The sequence below is a fragment of the Cyclobacterium sp. genome, from assembly GCF_014762705.1.
GTDB lineage: Bacteria > Bacteroidota > Bacteroidia > Cytophagales > Cyclobacteriaceae > Cyclobacterium.
On the sequence record NZ_JABURL010000089.1, the window covers coordinates 62,853 to 80,483 of the forward strand.

Sequence of the window (17,631 nt, forward strand, 5' to 3'; positions counted from 1 at the left end):
AAAGTCGCAACAACCAAAAAACCCCTTTTAAATATCTTAAAAGGGGTTTTTTGGTTGTTACCATAAAGTGTAGGGTTTTATTGTTTAATAAAAAATTAAAAAAACTACACAAAATGTTTGTTTTATTGTTTAACAAATATTAGCTTTGATTAAACAAAAAACAAAAACCATGACGACACTTGAATTTAGCTACTCCTTAAATAAGTTAAGTAAAACTTTAAAGCCTTTTGCCTTGAAATTAACCAGAGACATGGATGATGCCAATGATCTTTTACAGGATACCATGGTCAAGGCTTTTACAAACAAAGACAAGTTTGCCGAAGGCACCAATCTTAAAGCATGGTTGTATACCATTATGAAAAATACTTTTATTACCAATTATCAAAGAATGGTGCGTAGGGGTACTTTTGTGGATACTTCCGATAACTTACACTTTATCAATTCGGGATCAGTGGTCATTGAAAATGATGCGTTTGGTGAATTTGCCATGAAAGACATCACAAGAGCCATAGATAATCTGGATAGCGTGTATAAAACACCATTTATGATGCATTATAAGGGTTTCAAATATCATGAGATTGCTGAGAAATTGGATATTCCGATAGGAACGGTAAAAAACAGAATTCATATTGCACGCAAACTATTAAAAGACGAACTTCAGGTGTACATTACCAAAAATTAAAAAATGATACATCGCAAAGTTGTAGTTATTGGTTCGGGTTTTGCCGGATTATCTACAGCCACTCACCTGGCAGTTGAAGGCCAGGAAGTACTGTTATTGGAAAAAAACAACACCCTTGGTGGAAGGGCGAGAATGTTCGAGGCCGAGGGTTTTACTTTTGATATGGGGCCTAGTTGGTATTGGATGCCGGATGTATTTGACAGGTATTTCAATAAATTTGGCAAAAAGACCAGCGACTATTATGACCTTATAAGGCTAGACCCCTCTTATGCCGTGATTTTTGGTAAAGACGACTTCATGGATATTCCGGCCAATCTTGATGAATTGAAAAAATTGTTTGAAGGCCTGGAGCCGGGATCTGGTAAGCGGCTGGATGATTTTTTAAATCAGGCAGCTTATAAATACCAGAAGGGAATCCATGATTTGGTGCATCGCCCCAGTCTTTCATTGATGGAATTTGCAGATTTCTCTTTGTTAAAGGATCTTTTCAAAATGGATATTTTCCAATCCATGTCCAGGCATATCAGAAAATATTTTTCCCATGATAAAATCATCAGGTTAATGGAGTTTCCGGTGTTGTTCCTTGGAGAAACAGCTCAAAGGATTCCGGCTTTATACAGCCTCATGAATTATGCGGACATAGCTTTAGGAACCTGGTATCCAATGGGTGGCATGCATAAAATTATTGAAGGAATGGTGTCCTTAGCCGAGGAAAAGGGAGTTCAAATACGCACCAATGCAGAAGTAAGTCAGATTGTTGGCAGTGAGAGAGAAGCAAAGCATCTTGTATTATCCAATGGTGAGATCATTAACTTTGATTTTTTAATTGCCGGCGCAGACTACCAACATGTCGATAAAAGACTGTTGCCACCTAAATACAGTAATTACTCCGATGATTATTGGGACAAACAAACTTTGGCTCCCTCATCATTGCTTTTTTATCTGGGTATCAATAAAAAGTTGAAAAATCTTCGTCACCATAATCTCTTCTTTGATGAACCTTTGGGGCCTCACGCCGATGCCATCTACAGAAATCCCAAATGGCCGGAAAAACCTTTGTTTTACGTTTCAGCACCCTCTCAGACAGATCCTGCAGTTGCTCCTGAAGGAATGGAAAACCTTTTTATCCTGATCCCTCTGGCACCCGGACTGGAAGATGAAGCCTCGATAAGAGAGCACTATTTTGACAAGGTAATGGACAGGTTGGAAAAACTCACTGAGCAGTCTGTCAGAGACCATATTGTCTACAAAAAATCTTATGCGCATAGCGATTTTAAGAAAGACTACCATGCATTTAAAGGGAATGCCTATGGTTTGGCCAACACCCTCATGCAGACGGCAATTTTAAAGCCCTCTTTAAAAAATAAAAAGCTTAAAAATTTATTTTACACAGGGCAGCTGACTGTCCCTGGCCCTGGTGTACCCCCCTCCTTGATATCAGGGGAGGTAGTAGCCAATGAAGTCATGAAGTCCATAAAAAAAATCTAAATAATTTCCATAAATTGAGCATGTTATGATTGATCAACAAAAACTTTTTGATGACACTGCGCTGGAATGTAGCAAAATAATAACCCAAAGGTATAGTACTTCCTTTACCCTGGGAATAAGGACCTTGCATCAAAAGTTTCACATGCCTATTTATGCCATTTATGGTTTTGTGCGCTATGCAGATGAAATTGTTGATACATTTCATGACAAAGACAAGCAGGGATTACTGAAAGCTTTTACCCAAGACACCTACAAAGCCATAGAAGAAGGAATAAGTTTGAATCCCGTACTCCATGCCTTTCAGCTGATCGTCAATCGATACCACATTGAACGTCCGTTGATTGCCGCATTTTTGAAAAGTATGGAGATGGATCTAGACTTTACTACGTATAACGACTCCAGGTACAAGGAGTATATTTACGGCAGCGCAGAAGTGGTGGGCTTGATGTGTCTAAAAGTTTTTTGTGAAGGAGATGAAAAGGAATACGATAGACTAAAGCATGCAGCCTGCAAATTGGGTTCTGCTTTTCAAAAAGTTAATTTCTTAAGAGACTTGAAAAGCGATTATGAAGACAGGGGCAGGGTTTATTTTCCTGGTGTGGATTTCAGGACATTCGACCAGACCATAAAATCCGAGATCGAAGCGGATATTGAGCAGGATTTTGAAGAGGCACTGATAGGTATACGGCAATTGCCCAAAGGAGCCATGTTTGGAGTCAAAATCGCTTACCTGTATTACCGGAAGTTATTTCAGAAAATTAAAAATCTTTCACCCGAAATCATCACTCAAAAGCGCATTAGAATTCCAAATTCCAGGAAGATGATGCTTCTTGCAGGTACCTATTTGGGTTACAAAACAGGGTTAGGATAAATGAAAGAGGAATATTACTATTTGGGATTAATGGTTTTCACCATTTTGTATCCGCTGAGTCAATCCTTCGAACACAGAATCAAATATTATAAGAAATGGCCCGCTCTGTGGCCTGCTACCCTCTTTACCGCATTGGTTTATATTATTTGGGACCACTGGTTTACAGTGCAGGGGGTTTGGTGGTTCAATGAACGTTATATTTTAGGCGTTTATCTTTTCGATTTACCTGTTGAAGAGATTTCTTTTTTCTTTATAGTCCCATTCGCCTGTATTTTCATTTACGAAGTATTGATTTATTTCTTTCCCAAAGACTGGTTGCAACCATTGGGAAAGCCCATGGTTTACATACTCGTACCGGCACTGCTTATTCTGGGATTGATATCCTGGGATAAATTGTACACTGCCTTTAATTTTATTTTCTCATCTCTGATTCTGTTGATTCATTTTCTTATCTTTAAGGATAAGCTGCTGGGGAGATTTCTGTTTGGATATCTGATCACATTGATTCCATTCATGCTGGTTAATGGAGTACTTACCGGATCCTGGTTGGATGAACCGATTGTAGGCTATAATAATGAAGAGAATTTAGGCATCAGGCTAGGAACTGTCCCTATAGAGGATAGTGTTTATTTATTGGGTATGTTGCTATTGAATATCAGTATTTATGAAAAGTTACTCAATCGGAAAACATTTGATCGAAAGCCTGGTTTATAGTTTATGTTAAATTTGGATGTACATATTGACCAACATTCCGGTTTCTGTTTTGGCGTGGTTTATGCGATAGAAATGGCTGAGGAGATTTTAGACGACGAAGGTCACTTGTATTGTCTGGGGGATATTGTGCACAATGATGAAGAGGTAAAAAGACTGACACAAAAAGGACTGATCATCATTGACCATGAATCTCTCAAGACGCTTAATAACGAGAAAGTTCTAATCAGGGCCCATGGAGAGCCACCTTCCACCTATGAATTGGCAATAAAGAATAATCTCACACTGGTAGATGCAAGTTGTCCGGTAGTATTAAAATTGCAGAACAGAATAAAAAATTCCTACGATAAAGAAGAAAATATTTACATCTACGGCAAACATGGGCATGCTGAAGTCATTGGTTTAATGGGGCAAACCAGTAATAAAGCGATAGTTTTCCAGGATATTAGTGAACTGGATATTCCCTCCCTCCCCAAAAACATTACGCTTTACAGCCAAACTACAAAAAGTACGGACAAGTTTTATGAGATTAATGAAATCCTTAAGGAAAACGGCATTACCGTAAATTCCAACGATACGATTTGTAGGCAAGTCTCCAACCGGGACAAGGAATTAAGGGAATTTGCCTCAAAATTTGACCATATAATTTTTGTAAGTGGTACCAAATCCTCCAATGGTAAGGTTCTTTTCAATGTATGTAAAGAAAAAAATCCTCAAACTTACTTCGTATCCAGTCCGGAGGAAGTTTATCCGGACTGGTTTTCCGAGGGACAGAGTGTAGGTATTTGCGGAGCGACCTCCACCCCCATGTGGTTAATGGAAAGAGTACAGGACAGGTTAAGAGATTTTTGAATGATTTAAATTTCTAATTTGTTCCTTATCAATGATGGATGTTTACCAAAAGCAAAGGTTAGGAAATAATATTGATCCGAAAGGATTGCTTATAGCCACAGCTATAATATTGTTATGGGTTTCTTCTCTTGTTTTTTTACTTTATCTCCCTGTTGATTTTAAAAATCCTGTAGTTTATTTAGGTGTATTACTGCAAACCCACCTGTACACGGGCTTGTTCATTACTGCTCATGATGCCATGCATGGAGTGGTTTCCACCAACAGAAAATTGAATCATGCCATTGGCTGGTTGGCTGCCATTTTGTTTTCTTACAATTTCTATTGGAGGTTATTTCCCAATCACCACAAACACCACAGGCATGTGGCCACCGATGAAGACCCGGATTACCATGCCTCAAATCGGTTTCTTTCCTGGTATTTCAGTTTTATTTCTAATTATGTAAATATCTGGCAAATCCTCTTAATGGCAGGTACGTATAATCTGCTTAAATTATTTTTTCCCGTTTCAAATTTGGTCTTATTCTGGATGGTGCCAGCCGTACTCTCTACCTTGCAGCTATTTTATTTTGGCACTTATCTGCCACACAAGGGAACTCACGATAACAAACACCATTCAGGCACAATGACATCAAATCATGTATGGGCTTTTTTGTCTTGTTATTTTTTTGGTTATCACTTTGAGCACCATGAAGCGCCAAATACTCCCTGGTGGAGACTGTGGAGAACAAAAAAGAATTTATAGCGATAAAATTACCGTTTATTGACAAACATTTTTGCTTCATTTTGATTATGCTTAATAAAAATACTATTTCATGAGAAATCATTTATTGTTGCTGGTCTTATTTTTTGGGATCCACTTGACACAGGCCCAGGATGGAGTTATTCAGGGTAAAATCACCAATCCTATTAACAACAACCCCATTCCCTTTGCCAATGTGATCGTACAGGGTCTGGAGACGGGGGCGGTTTCCGACGAGGAAGGTAATTACTCCATTACTGGAATCGAGCCTGGCCTTTATAATGTGAAGGCATCTTTTGTAGGATTTAAATCAAAAACTTTTTACGAGGTACAAGTAGGTAGGGCCAGGCCTGTGCAGTTGGATTTTGAACTCGAAGAAGATGCCTCCAATTTGGAAGAGGTGGTTGTCGATTCTGAATTTTCCAGGTCAGAGGAAACGCCATTGTCTGCAAGGAAACTAAACGCGAATGAAATAGAACGCTATCCGGGTGGGAATAGGGATATCAGCAGGGTGATTCAGTCATTACCCGGAGTAGCAAGTACTGCCAGTTTTAGAAATGATATCATTATCAGAGGAGGGGCTCCCAGCGAAAACAAATTTTTTATCGATGAAATCGAGGTACCTGTCATCAATCACTTTGCTACTCAGGGCTCATCAGGGGGGCCTGTGGGTATTTTGAATGTAAACCTGATAAAAAATGTAGAGGTGATCAGTGGTGGCTTTCCCGCTAACAGGATGAATTCCCTGAGTTCCTTTTTTGAATTTCAATTAAAAGATGGCCGGAGAGATAAGATGTTTACCCAGGTTACGGTGGGCGCCAGCGAATTGACCCTATCCAACGAAGGTCCGATAGGAGAGAATACTACTTATATTTTTTCTGCCAGGAGGTCTTATTTACAGGGTCTTTTTCGGCTGTTGGGACTTCCTTTTCTACCCACTTTTAATGACTTTACTTTCAAAACCAAGACAAAGATCAATGATAAGACAGAACTGACAGTTCTCGGAGTGGGAGCGATTGATCAGTTCTCACTGAATTTTGATGTTCCGGATGAGGAAAATACAGAGGAAAGGGAAAACAGGCTTTACCTTTTGGATAATCTCCCCATTTCCACCCAATGGAATTATGCTACCGGAGTGAAATTAAAGCGGTTTCGGGAAAACGGATTCTGGACATTTGTACTTAGCAGGAATATGTTAAATAACAGGTCCTATAAGTATTCCCAAAATGATGATTCCCGGGAAGAAAACCTCTTGTTTGACTACCTCTCTCAGGAGAGTGAGAATAAATTCCGTGCCGAAAACAGTATTTTTAAAGATGGTTTAACTTTTCAATATGGCGTGAATTATGAGTTTAGCCGATACCTGATAGAAAATTTTGACCGGCAGGTTTTGGTTGATGAGGGGCAGGAATTAAATATTTCATCCATTTCACTTTTCAATAGTTATGGGGCATTTGCCATGGCAAGTAAGAAATATTTGGATGAGCGGTTGTTGGTCAATGCGGGTTTACGCATGGACGGAAGCGATTTTGGGGAAACAGCCAGTAATCCTTTGAATCAACTAAGCCCCAGGTTTTCTACCAGTTATCAACTGAATGATAACCTTTTCTGGAACGCCAATGCGGGTATTTACTACCAAAAGCCCCCCTATACCGTCCTGGGTTTTCAAAATAATGAAGGGGCTTTCATCAATCAGGAAAATGATGTTCGCTTTATCCGGGCTACCCATTTAATTTCAGGTTTTGAATGGCAGTTTCCGGCAAAAAACAGGAAAGTCTCTGCGGAAGTTTTTTATAAAAAATACGGTAATTATCCCAGTTCCATCAGGAACGGGATAGCATTATCAAATTTGGGTGCGGATTTTGGCGTAATCGGAAATGAACCGGTGAATTCTGATGCGGAAGGTAGGGCCTATGGTTTGGAATTATTGGCCCAACAACGGCTGTTCAATGATTTTTATGGCATTGCTGCGCTGACTTTGGTGAGGAGTGAGTTTACCAATCCAAATACAGGTTATCTGCCATCTTCCTGGGATAACAGGTTTATAGTAAGTCTTACGGCGGGTAAGCGATTGCCTAAAGATTGGGAAATTGGGGGTAGATGGAGATTTTTGGGAGGTACACCTTATACTCCTTATGATTTTCAGGCATCCTCTTTAAGAAGCAATTGGGACTTATTTAATAGAGGACGATTTGATTTTACCCGTATCAATGCCGAGCGACTCAAAAGTTTTCACCAGTTGGATCTTCGGGTAGACAAAAAATACTTTTTTGATAAATGGAGTTTGAACTGGTATTTTGATATACAGAATGCCTATAATTTTCAAGCTGAACAGCAGGCAGATCTGGTGCCGCAGCGGAATGACCAGGATGAATTGGTGGTAGACCCGGAAGATCCAAGTCGCTACCTTTTGCGCGAAGTTCCTAATCCGGCCGGTACAGTTTTACCAACAATTGGTCTGATTGTAGAATTTTAAACCTACAATGTAGTATCTTCGGGCCTTGATGAAGAAATTTTACCTCTTTATTTTGGCCTGGATTCCTTTCTTTATTGTGCCTGTCGCCTCTCAGGATATACAAGGTTCAGACAGCCTTCAAGTTAAAACCAATACAGTAGACAAACTTTTTGGTTTGGCTGACAGGGTGGTAGAGGCTTTGAGTACTGATACCTGGACTTTTATTCCGGCATTGACCTATTCCCCCGAAACCAGCCTGGGCGTAGGTGGGAGGGCAGTGAAGATTTTCCGTACCAGTCAGGGGGAATTGACTGAAACCAGGCCTTCTTCCCTACCTCTGACTTTGCTATATACCCTAAATCACCAATTGATTCTCACAGGGGAATTGGAACTTTGGATGAATGAAAACAAGTCATTTTTAAATAGCAGGATAGCTTTTTCAGATTATCCCTTTCAATTTTCCGGTATAGGGAATGAAATTACAACAGCTGAATATTATGCTACCAGATATTTTTATTTTCATCTCTATTATGAAAAAATGCTTGGAAAAGGAATTTATCTTGGGCCCAGGTATGAATTCAGGGTTGATGACATTTATGATAAAACACCGGGAGGATTGCTGGAAGCAGGAAATATACCCGGAAGTAATGGGCAGCGGTTGTCGGGTTTGGGCCTGGCCTTGAATATTGACAGAAGGGATAATATTTTTCAGCCTGGCAGTGGCGTATATCACCAGATATCATGGATGAAGTTTCATTCTTTTTTTGGCAGTAATTTTGATTTTAGCCAATGGATTTTAGATTTCAGGAAATATTGGCCCATCAAAGAGAGGCAGGTACTTGTGGGGCAAGCGAGATTTAGTTTTACGCAAGGGAAGGCTCCCTTTCAACATCTTTCTTTGATAGGGGGCAGTGACCTGATGAGGGGGTATTTTGAAGGCAGGTACCGGGACAAGCATGCGATGGTTTACCAGTTGGAATGGAGGTTTCCGGTCTACCAAAAGCTTAAAATGGTTGGATTCGGAAGCATTGGTCAGGTAGGTCGCAGTCTGAAAGAATTTGGTGTTAATCCCAATCTGAGATTTGCAGGTGGGGTAGGTTTTAGGTACAGACTGAATGACGAAGGGCTTCATTTGAGAATTGATTTTGCATATGGGGACCAGGCTGCTTTTTATTTTGGACTTAATGAAGTGATCTGAATTGTTATGTTTGTAATTTACCGAGGTAATCATGGATATAAATGCACTAAACAAACTGTTTGGAAACATGGATATTTATTTATTGGACCAATTGCTGAAGGGCCGGTTCAATAAGGAAATGATCATTCTGGATTCCGGTTGCGGGGAAGGAAGAAATACACATTACTTTATTCAGCAGGGGTATAAAATCCTCGGTACTGACAGGAATCCTACGGCCATTAATATGGCAAGAATTACCGCAAAAACCCTCGATCCCACCTTTGATCCGGAGCGTTTTCAGGTAGCCAATGTGGAGGAGCTTCCTTTCCATGATGGTGCTGTAAATGCCATTATAAGCAGTGCGGTGATGCATTTTGCCGATGACCTGACACATTTTATGGCCATGATGCAGGAACAAATGCGTGTGCTGGCACAAGGAGGATTGTTTTGGTTAAGAATGTGTACCGATGCAGGGGGCTGTTTTTCACTGGGTACTGAAGTGCAACAAAAACAACAGCTTCCTGACGGTACGGAGCGTTTTATTCTCACAGAAGACTTGACCTGTACCATCATGCAACAATTCCGGTTGATACCTTTAGAACCAATGAAATCCGTAATAGTACACGGACAAAGGGCTATGGGGGTCTTTATGTTCCAAAAGGATTAACACCAATAAATATGTGGGAATTTATGGTGATACAAATGGACTTACAATACGCCCTTGAACTGATCGGCACCTATTTTTTTGCCATTTCCGGTGCGCTGGCTGTTCAGGATAGGGAACACGATTTGTTTGGAGCTGGTTTTACCGGTTTTATTACTGCTATCGGAGGAGGCAGTCTAAGGGATATTTTGTTGGGAGCTTATCCCTTGGTGTGGATTGGGAATGTGAATTTTTTATATGCCATATTTGCCGGGCTGATCACTACTTTTCTTTTCTCATCGGTAGTAGGAAGACTCAGAAAAACGTTTTTTTTATTCGATACCCTTGGTATTGCTTTTTTCACCATTTTAGGGGTGGAAAAATCTTTGCTTTTAGGTTTCAGGCCAGAAGTAGCAGCGATCATGGGCATGTTCAGTGCAGTTATGGGAGGGGTAATCAGGGATACCCTGACCAACGTGATGCCTATTTTATTCAGGAAAGAGGTATATGCCTCTGCCTGTTTGGCTGGGGCAGTATTGTATTTGGGGCTGGATTATTTTGGTCTGGGAAGAAACATCAATTTATTATCCTCCATCGCCCTGATCATTTTGATCAGACTCATTGCTGTAAGATTCAAACTTAGCTTACCTACCCTGAAATGAAAAGTGGAAGGATAAAATGACAAGCGGCAGGGGTAAATTTTAATCAAATAGGGTATATCTTTAAAGGTACAATCAAACTTAATTAATTTTATGCAAATCAATATTTTTCAAAGTAGTAAAGAACTTCACCAGGCTATAGCAAACAAGATTATCCAAACGGTAAAAACCAAGCCAGACAGCGTATTGGGTTTGTCTACCGGTAGTTCTCCAGTGGAAACCTACACCTTACTTGTCAGGGACCACAAAGAAAATGGGACAGATTATCACAGGATAGTGACATTTAATTTGGATGAATATGTAGGATTGAAAGGAAGTCACCAGCAAAGCTATCGCTACTTTATGAATAGCCATTTGTTTAACCAGCTCAATATTCCCCTGGAGCAGACACATGTGCCGATAGGTGTTGGAGATTTGGAATCCAATTGTGAGGAATATGAGCGCCAAATCCAGGCTGCAGGCGGGATTGATTTGCAATTGTTGGGTATAGGAATCAATGGACATATTGGTTTCAATGAGCCGGGAACTTCATTTGAAACCAGCACTCATGTGGCACCGCTATTAAAGGAGACCATTGAAGCCAATGGTCGTTTTTTTGAAACAACGGAAGAAGTACCCTCAAAAGCAGTGACAATGGGAATTAAAACCATCATGGAGACCAGGGAAATTATTCTTCTGGCCTATGGCAGCCATAAGGCAGCAGCCGTCAGGGACATGGTGAATGGGACGGTTACGGAGGCGGTTCCTGCCAGCATACTCCAAAAGCATGAGCATGTAACATTGTATTTGGATGAGGAAGCTGCGGCCTTGTTGCAATAGGTGATTGGGAGGAAGGGCGATAGGTGTCTAGTCCCTATGGGTGGGCTGGTTCATGATCAGGTTACGGAGGTGAATTTTAAAAACGGTACCTTTCCCTACCTCACTTTCAATTTTGATTTTACCATCATTGGCCCGGATTTGCTCTCTGACCAGGTATAGGCCCAATCCCTTTCCTTCCACGTGGTTATGAAACCTTTGGTAAAGACCAAAAATACGATCCCCATACCTTTCCAGATCAAGCCCAATGCCATTGTCTTCAAACCTGATCACGCAATAATTTTTCTCTTTATAAGTAGAAATCCAAACTTCAGGGGGCCTGTCAGGATGCCTGTATTTTACAGCATTGGTCATAAAATTCATGAAAAAATTTTCTAAATGGGCATAGACATAATTCATTACTTCCAAACCGGAAAAATCCTTGTGAATCTTTATCCCTGATTCTTTCAACTGGTTAAAAAGGCTTTTTTCGACATTGTTAAGCAGCATTTTGAAATCTATCGGCTCTACTTTCGGGATTTTTTGTTTTTTGATGGAAACCACTTCGATCAGGTCTTGCAAGGTTGCGTCCAGAAGATTGGTGGAGATTTTTAAATTTTCCAAAACTTCCTTGTTTTCGGGGTCCGCAGGATCCTCTTCATTAAACAGATCAATCAAAAGGGAAATGTTGACTATTGGAGCACGTAAATTATGGGATACGATATAGGCAAAGCGCAGCAGCTCTTCATTGTGTGATTTTAAATCTTTGATCAGCTTTTCTCTTTCCGCTTCCAGTTTTTTAGCTTCAGTGATGTTTTGTTTTACCAAAAGAATCCGGTCTGTCACCTGGGAATGATTCGTCAATGGAACACCTATTTTTAGAAACCTTTGTTGGTTGGCTTCAATTTCGTAGGATACTGTTTTTCCCTGTAAGATTTTTTCCAGGTTTTTTTTGGTAATGGCTAAATTTTCACCGGAATATTGGTCCAGATGATTGGTTCCAAACAGTTTTTTTGGGTCTGTATTGGACAGTCTGTACTCCTCTCCGTCAGTAAAGATATAGTTAAAAGATTTGTCAAGTACATCGATCGTGCCTCTGGGAAAATTTTCCGCAATGCTTCTGTACAGTTGCTCGGATGCGATCAATTTCTTTTCAGAATGCGTCCTGTCGGTAATATCATCGACAAAAACCACATAGGTAACTTTGTTTTTCCTTCCGTATTTTATTCGGGTAAAGGAAATCTTGAGCTCCTTAAAGTCCTCCTCGCCATGGGGAAGTAAGTAGTATGCTGTATTTTTTTCTGATTTAGAGAATTGGGTGATAACCTCTTGCAAACTATGTTTTTTTCCATCTTTGATCAACATGGTTTCCATCAGATTATCCTTTTTTTTCAGATTAAAAACCGGCAGTGTCTTGTTGTTGATCAGCGTGGTCTCAAATTGATGATTGACTGCAAAAATGGCATATGCTGTGCCATTTAGGATGGCATCATGCATGAAGTTGGTTTCTTGTAAGGTGGATTCAAATCGGTATTGAAGCAATTCTTTACCTATCCAGTCCCCCAATATGCGAAATAATTCCTTGTAAAGGTTTGTGTTTAATAATGGTTTATCATGTAGGAAGCAAAGGCTGCCAATTTTGATATTTTTTTTGTCTAATAAGTCTAGCCGTATCAGTGATGAAATACCATTTTTTTCCAAAAATGAAGTGAAGATGGGTAAGTCCAGGTCATGGATGTCCTTGATCAATAGGCTGGATTGAGGGTATGGTTTATAGAGTTCTTCATTGATAAATTTTGTCCATTTTTCCGAAGTGTTTTTTAACTTTTTACCAGATTTTCTTACAGAAATTAACTCATATGAATGATTTACTGGGTTAAGATTGGCGATCATGCCATAGGTAAAACCCAATCTTTTAAAGATCAACTGGTTGATTTCATCAAATAGGGTGGAACCCTTAAAAAGAGTGGAAATTTCAGATACTTCCTGTAGTGTTTTCTGGATAAATTCCTTATCAGAAAGATGTTGAAGCAATCCATCTTTTTCTTTGAGGTGTTTTTGGGCTTGTCTTATATCTGAAACATCATTAAGAATGCCTACCAGTATGGTTTTTTTTAAGGGGATATTATAAAAAACCTTCAAACTGTTTTTCAGGTGCAGGTATTCTCCATTTTTCTTTTTGACCTGGTAGGTAAATGTATAGGCATCTTTTTCATAGTGGTCGGTAAAGAGCAAGTCTCTGACCTTGTTTCTGTCATCAGGGTGAATGATCTCCAGCCAATCCCAGACGGAAAACCTTTTGAACCTGGATTCCTGATACCCAAGTAACTCATTAATGGCTCCAGACCAAATTATTTCCCGGTCTTCTTTCAAGTATTCAAAATAAATGATACCCAAAAAGCTGTTGCTCAGGTAATTTGATTCTTCTTCAATAAGATTTGGGACCCCGGGCCTTTTGGGATCCTTTTTTAAGGTAAGTAAATGGTAGCCATTTTCCAGGACATTGATATCAAGTTTTAAAATACCAAGATCCAATTCCAGGCCTTCTAAATGACCTTCACAAAGTTGTTTTAGTTTGCCGGTATCTGATATGCTGTATTTTTCATGCAGGTACCTGCAAAAAGCCTCCAAATTCTCTGGAAAATAGCCTGAAGGATTCTTGAAATCAGTGAAAATCCTTTTTGTTTCGGCATGGACTATCCAGGACGAATGAATCTGCGAAGGTCGAATAGGATTGATCATGGCATTGACCAGATAGGTGCCCTCTGGCTGGGCCATGGTAAAACCTTCTATTCTCACCCAATTAAAAGTAGATTGGTTCAGAAAAAAGGGTACTTCCAAATTCTCCCCGCGCCCCATAAAATCATAAATGGTTTCAAATACAGGATTTTTGGTCGTTGGGAAAATTTGATTAAAAAAATCTGATTGGTAAAATTTCAACGGATCACTGAAAATTCTGAAGAAACCTTTCGATACGTAAAGGGTCTCAAAATTCTCATCACCTGTTTTCTTAAAAGTGAGTAATAAATTGTTAAAAATCTTATCAGGCATCTAGAGCTTTGAATGGATTACTACTGATCTGTAAACAAATATCTTAAATATTTAAGAAAATTTATATTAAAACCGCAAAATAGATCTGATTATCAAAATTTTATATAGGAAGTTCATTAAATAATATGTATGAATAAAAAATCACAATTGTTTTTCGAGTAAAAAGGTAATATTATGTATGGTGCTCTCGTTTTGGTCTGATGGATTGGTCCGCAAAAGTTCCAGGGAAATGACTTTGCCTTCCTCCGATCTTAATAGTTCAGTGATCTCTGAAAGTTCCCAGAAGACGGCTGGTATTTTATTGATGGTAATGATTTCATCAAACATTTTTACACCCTGACGATCTGCCGGGGAATCTTCCCTAACCTGACTGATGTAAAATCTTTTGTCTTCGGCAGAGTAAACCCTCACCATGAGACCACTCATATCGTATTTGAATTCATCGCTGAATTTTGCTCCTTTTTTATAAAGCATTCTTTCCCTGGGATAATCCATAATGATTTTCATTCGGTTAAGAATGTCCGAGCCAAGGCTACCTTCCCTTCCTGTTTCAATGATTACCTCCGAAAATTCATTTTCTTCCGGATAGGAGGTGATGACATTTCTAAACCTTAATCCCTCAATAGTAACCCTTTTAACCCTGGCTACATGCCCAAACAAATCTCCTCCCAAAGAACGGCCAAGGTCACTTTCCAGGTTGTTTTCCGGGAGTACAATCTTTTCGTTGGTTTCCATATTCAGGAGTAAACCATGATTGGCACCTGTGTCAATGAGTAATTTGGCTGCTAAGTCAGGCCCGCTTAATTGCCGGATAGTAGTTTCAATGTAGGGTTTGTTTCCCTGAAGCTCTATCTCCATTTTTCTATACCCGAAAGGGCGCCATTTCAATGCAGGCCTTCTGTAAAAAACTACAGTACTGTTGTCGTAATCAATTTTAACGGGGTTATTTTTGAAAAATTCATGACCAATTACGCCGTAGACAGGGACTCCGATTACCTTTTCTAGCTCTAGAAAATCTTCATCCAACACCAGAATGGCCTGAAATATTCCTTCCACCGGCCCCAAATCAAAATGGTTGTTGGGTGATACAGAGGCACTCAAAACGGTTTTTCCATCCGCTCCAACCAAATTGAGTTTTCGGGTATATTGCATCTGCATTTTATCGGCCAGGGTTTTGCTAAAGAAAATATTCGATTTCACTCCCGTGTCAAATAAGAAATTGACTTCTTCTCCACCGTTTATGGAAACAGGCATAATGATCAGGCTGTTGGAGTCAACAAAGGGCAATTTGACTTTTCTTTTCTCCTCTTTCATGTAGAAGCCGGGGACCTGGCCTTTCAGGGAAAAAGCAAAGAAAAATAAAAACAAAAATACAAATGGTCTTTTGATGCTTGGGTGCATAGATGCTTGATTCGAATTGGCAGGTTTAATATATAAAATATATTTCAGTACTAAGACCTTAACCCCTTTTCTTTGCTGAAGTTTGGATTTTTAGTGAAGTTATTTAGAAAGAATGAAAATAACTCTTCTGGTCTGTTCTTGGAATGTCATTGGGTTTGATAAATCTAAAAAATACCTCATCTTTAATATTTAGAATGATATAACCATGGCAGATAAGTCAATTGTTGAAAAAGCAAAAAAAATATTTGAAAATTACCTTGTTCGACAAGGAAGCCGTAAAACCCCAGAACGATTTTCCGTCATAGATGAATTGTATGCACTGCCACAAGACGAGCATATTGACGTGGAAGGGTTATTTTTAAAAATGAGGAATGGCGGTTATTCCATCAGTAGGGCCACCATCTACAATACCCTTGATCTGTTGGTAGAATGTGGTCTTGCTGTCAAACATCAATTTAAGGACAAGGTAGCCTTATATGAGCAAGCCCTTACCTACAAACATCATGACCATCATGTTTGCAACCAATGCAGGAAAATAAAGGAGTTTTCTGACCAAAGGATCAACCTGATCAAGGAAGCCATGGGAAAGGAATTTTCTTCCCATATTACCAGCCATTCTTTGGTATTGTATGGTGACTGCGAGATTCCAGAATGTGAAAATTTACAAGTAATCTGATATCCATTTTTTATTTGGCTTTAATTTACTTTCTGGAAAACACCCTTTTGTAAATTGGCCTACGCATGGCAAACTGAAGATAAAGAGCAGGATACAAGAGTATGTCCAATAGGAAATGATGTCCCTTGAAACAGATTTCGTCCCTGATAATCGATTGATTATCCTGTAATTTAATAATGCTGTGTTTGTGCTGCCAGGACTTGAGAAAAAAAGGAAGTTTTTTACCTTCATCAATGAAAAAGAACGCTTTATCATCTGTCTTGTCCGCTATTATTTCACTCGTCCAAACTTGTTTGAACAACAAAAAATCTAACTCCAGGCTTACCAGGTCTCCTTTGGATGAACCATCAAACCTTAATAATTTTACCGGAGGAAAAGGAGGGTTCAGTGCTTGAAACAAGTCCTGATTAAAACCCTCCTTTACCTGCAGGTAGGATTGATTGACTTTGGTAGATAGATTGATTTTCATCCGGGATTATCCCTTTATTGCATTTGTTTCAGGTACTGAAAAAGATCACTATCCGACGAAATAACCAAATTGGTTTTTTCATCCAAAGAATTTTCAAGGGCCTCCATGGATCTTAAAAATTTATACAATGCAATGGATTGTTGATTTTTGTTATAAGCTGAGGCATAAATAGCGGTCGCTTCTGCATCAGCCCTACCCCTGATTTCTTCGGCCTCTCTTTTGGCTTCAGACTGGATTTGTGCCAAATCCCTCTCCTTGTCCCCCTGTATTTTTCTTGCCTCACCCTGGCCTTCAGATCGGAATTGATCCGCAATTCGGTTCCTTTCACTTATCATTCGGTCATAAACCCTATCTCTTACTTCATCTACATAATTCATCCTTTTGAAGCGGAAATCCAGGATTCTAACACCCAGATCAGAGGTTCTTTCATTGGCCTTTTGTAATACGATTTCTTCAATGGCTTCTCTGCCAACTTCTATGTCTTCCAGAACTTCCAATTCTTCCATAAAATCCTCTGTCACTTCTGGGTCCCTGTTGGTAGACCGCACGATATCCAGCAAATCATGACTGGCAATGGCATTCCGGGTTTCGCCATCCAGAATATCATCCAGTCTGGATTGGGCAGATCTTTCGTCCCGAAGCCTGATAAAAAACTGAAGGGGATCCGTAATCTCCCAACGGGCGTAGGTATCTACAAAAATAAATTTTTTGTCCCTGGTAGGAACTTGGTTTTTATCTCCATCCCACTCCAGATAGCGCTTGTCAAAAAACTGCACTTTTTGGATAAAGGGGACCACAAAATTAACACCAGGATCTGTCCTGGGCTCGCCAACAGGTTTTCCAAATTGGGTAACAATGGCTTGCTCTGTTTCATCCAGAATAAAAACGCTTTGTCCCACCAGGATCAGGGCGATTACTACAACTATTATATAAATTACTTTACTTTTTTTCATGAGTAACTA

General features: G+C 39.6%; 16 protein-coding genes. 12 read left to right on the forward strand and 4 right to left on the reverse strand.

Annotation, left to right across the window (positions count from 1 at the left end):
* The first annotated feature begins 169 nt into the window (after positions 1–169).
* From HUJ21_RS16810 to nagB, 11 genes are all read left to right on the forward strand, one after another.
* Positions 170–682 carry an RNA polymerase sigma factor gene (locus HUJ21_RS16810; RefSeq protein ID WP_166146151.1) on the forward strand — a complete coding sequence of 171 codons (513 nt, stop codon included), beginning with the start codon at positions 170–172 and terminating at the stop codon, positions 680–682.
* 3 nt (positions 683–685) lie between these two features.
* Complete coding sequence (crtI, locus tag HUJ21_RS16815; RefSeq protein WP_291371805.1) at positions 686–2,170, forward strand: phytoene desaturase family protein; 1,485 nt, start codon at positions 686–688, stop codon at positions 2,168–2,170.
* A gap of 25 nt (positions 2,171–2,195) precedes the next feature.
* The gene (locus HUJ21_RS16820; protein ID WP_291371806.1) at positions 2,196–3,041 is read left to right on the forward strand and encodes a phytoene/squalene synthase family protein; all 846 of its coding nucleotides are present in this window, start codon (positions 2,196–2,198) and stop codon (positions 3,039–3,041) included.
* Entirely contained in the window at positions 3,042–3,755 is a 714-nt protein-coding gene (locus HUJ21_RS16825) for a lycopene cyclase domain-containing protein (RefSeq protein ID WP_291371807.1), read from the forward strand. It begins immediately after the preceding gene.
* A 3-nt stretch (positions 3,756–3,758) separates the two neighbouring features.
* Positions 3,759–4,604 (forward strand): 4-hydroxy-3-methylbut-2-enyl diphosphate reductase, encoded by an 846-nt coding sequence (locus HUJ21_RS16830; RefSeq protein WP_291371808.1) that lies wholly within the window; start codon positions 3,759–3,761, stop codon positions 4,602–4,604.
* Positions 4,605–4,638: 34 nt separating this feature from the next.
* Entirely contained in the window at positions 4,639–5,346 is a 708-nt protein-coding gene (locus HUJ21_RS16835; protein WP_291371842.1) for a fatty acid desaturase, read from the forward strand.
* A gap of 70 nt (positions 5,347–5,416) precedes the next feature.
* Positions 5,417–7,819, forward strand: coding sequence for a TonB-dependent receptor (locus HUJ21_RS16840; protein ID WP_291371809.1), 2,403 nt, complete (start codon positions 5,417–5,419; stop codon positions 7,817–7,819).
* A gap of 28 nt (positions 7,820–7,847) precedes the next feature.
* A complete protein-coding gene (locus tag HUJ21_RS16845; protein WP_291371810.1) occupies positions 7,848–8,996 on the forward strand; it encodes a BamA/TamA family outer membrane protein in 1,149 nt (382 codons plus the stop codon).
* A gap of 31 nt (positions 8,997–9,027) precedes the next feature.
* Positions 9,028–9,642, forward strand: a complete 615-nt coding sequence (locus tag HUJ21_RS16850; RefSeq protein WP_291371811.1) for a class I SAM-dependent methyltransferase — start codon at positions 9,028–9,030, stop codon at positions 9,640–9,642.
* A gap of 35 nt (positions 9,643–9,677) precedes the next feature.
* Positions 9,678–10,280, forward strand: coding sequence for a trimeric intracellular cation channel family protein (locus HUJ21_RS16855; RefSeq protein WP_166146508.1), 603 nt, complete (start codon positions 9,678–9,680; stop codon positions 10,278–10,280).
* 90 nt (positions 10,281–10,370) lie between these two features.
* Positions 10,371–11,096: a glucosamine-6-phosphate deaminase gene (nagB, locus tag HUJ21_RS16860; protein WP_291371812.1), complete on the forward strand. Its 726-nt coding sequence runs from the start codon at positions 10,371–10,373 to the stop codon at positions 11,094–11,096.
* Positions 11,097–11,123: 27 nt separating this feature from the next.
* On the opposite strand, the gene HUJ21_RS16865 is transcribed toward nagB, so the two are convergent.
* Positions 11,124–14,123 carry a PAS domain-containing sensor histidine kinase gene (locus tag HUJ21_RS16865; protein ID WP_291371813.1) on the reverse strand — a complete coding sequence of 1,000 codons (3,000 nt, stop codon included), beginning with the start codon at positions 14,121–14,123 and terminating at the stop codon, positions 11,124–11,126.
* A 141-nt stretch (positions 14,124–14,264) separates the two neighbouring features.
* Entirely contained in the window at positions 14,265–15,524 is a 1,260-nt protein-coding gene (locus HUJ21_RS16870) for an aspartyl protease family protein (protein WP_291371814.1), read from the reverse strand.
* Positions 15,525–15,729: 205 nt separating this feature from the next.
* Here HUJ21_RS16870 and HUJ21_RS16875 point away from each other — a divergent pair, with 205 nt between their 5' ends.
* Positions 15,730–16,200 carry a transcriptional repressor gene (locus tag HUJ21_RS16875; protein WP_291371815.1) on the forward strand — a complete coding sequence of 157 codons (471 nt, stop codon included), beginning with the start codon at positions 15,730–15,732 and terminating at the stop codon, positions 16,198–16,200.
* A 25-nt stretch (positions 16,201–16,225) separates the two neighbouring features.
* On the opposite strand, the gene HUJ21_RS16880 is transcribed toward HUJ21_RS16875, so the two are convergent.
* Both HUJ21_RS16880 and hflC read right to left on the reverse strand, forming a co-directional pair.
* Positions 16,226–16,669 (reverse strand): hypothetical protein, encoded by a 444-nt coding sequence (locus HUJ21_RS16880; RefSeq protein WP_291371816.1) that lies wholly within the window; start codon positions 16,667–16,669, stop codon positions 16,226–16,228.
* A 14-nt stretch (positions 16,670–16,683) separates the two neighbouring features.
* Positions 16,684–17,622, reverse strand: a complete 939-nt coding sequence (gene hflC / locus HUJ21_RS16885) for a protease modulator HflC (protein WP_291371817.1) — start codon at positions 17,620–17,622, stop codon at positions 16,684–16,686.
* Between the last annotated feature and the right edge of the window lie 9 nt (positions 17,623–17,631).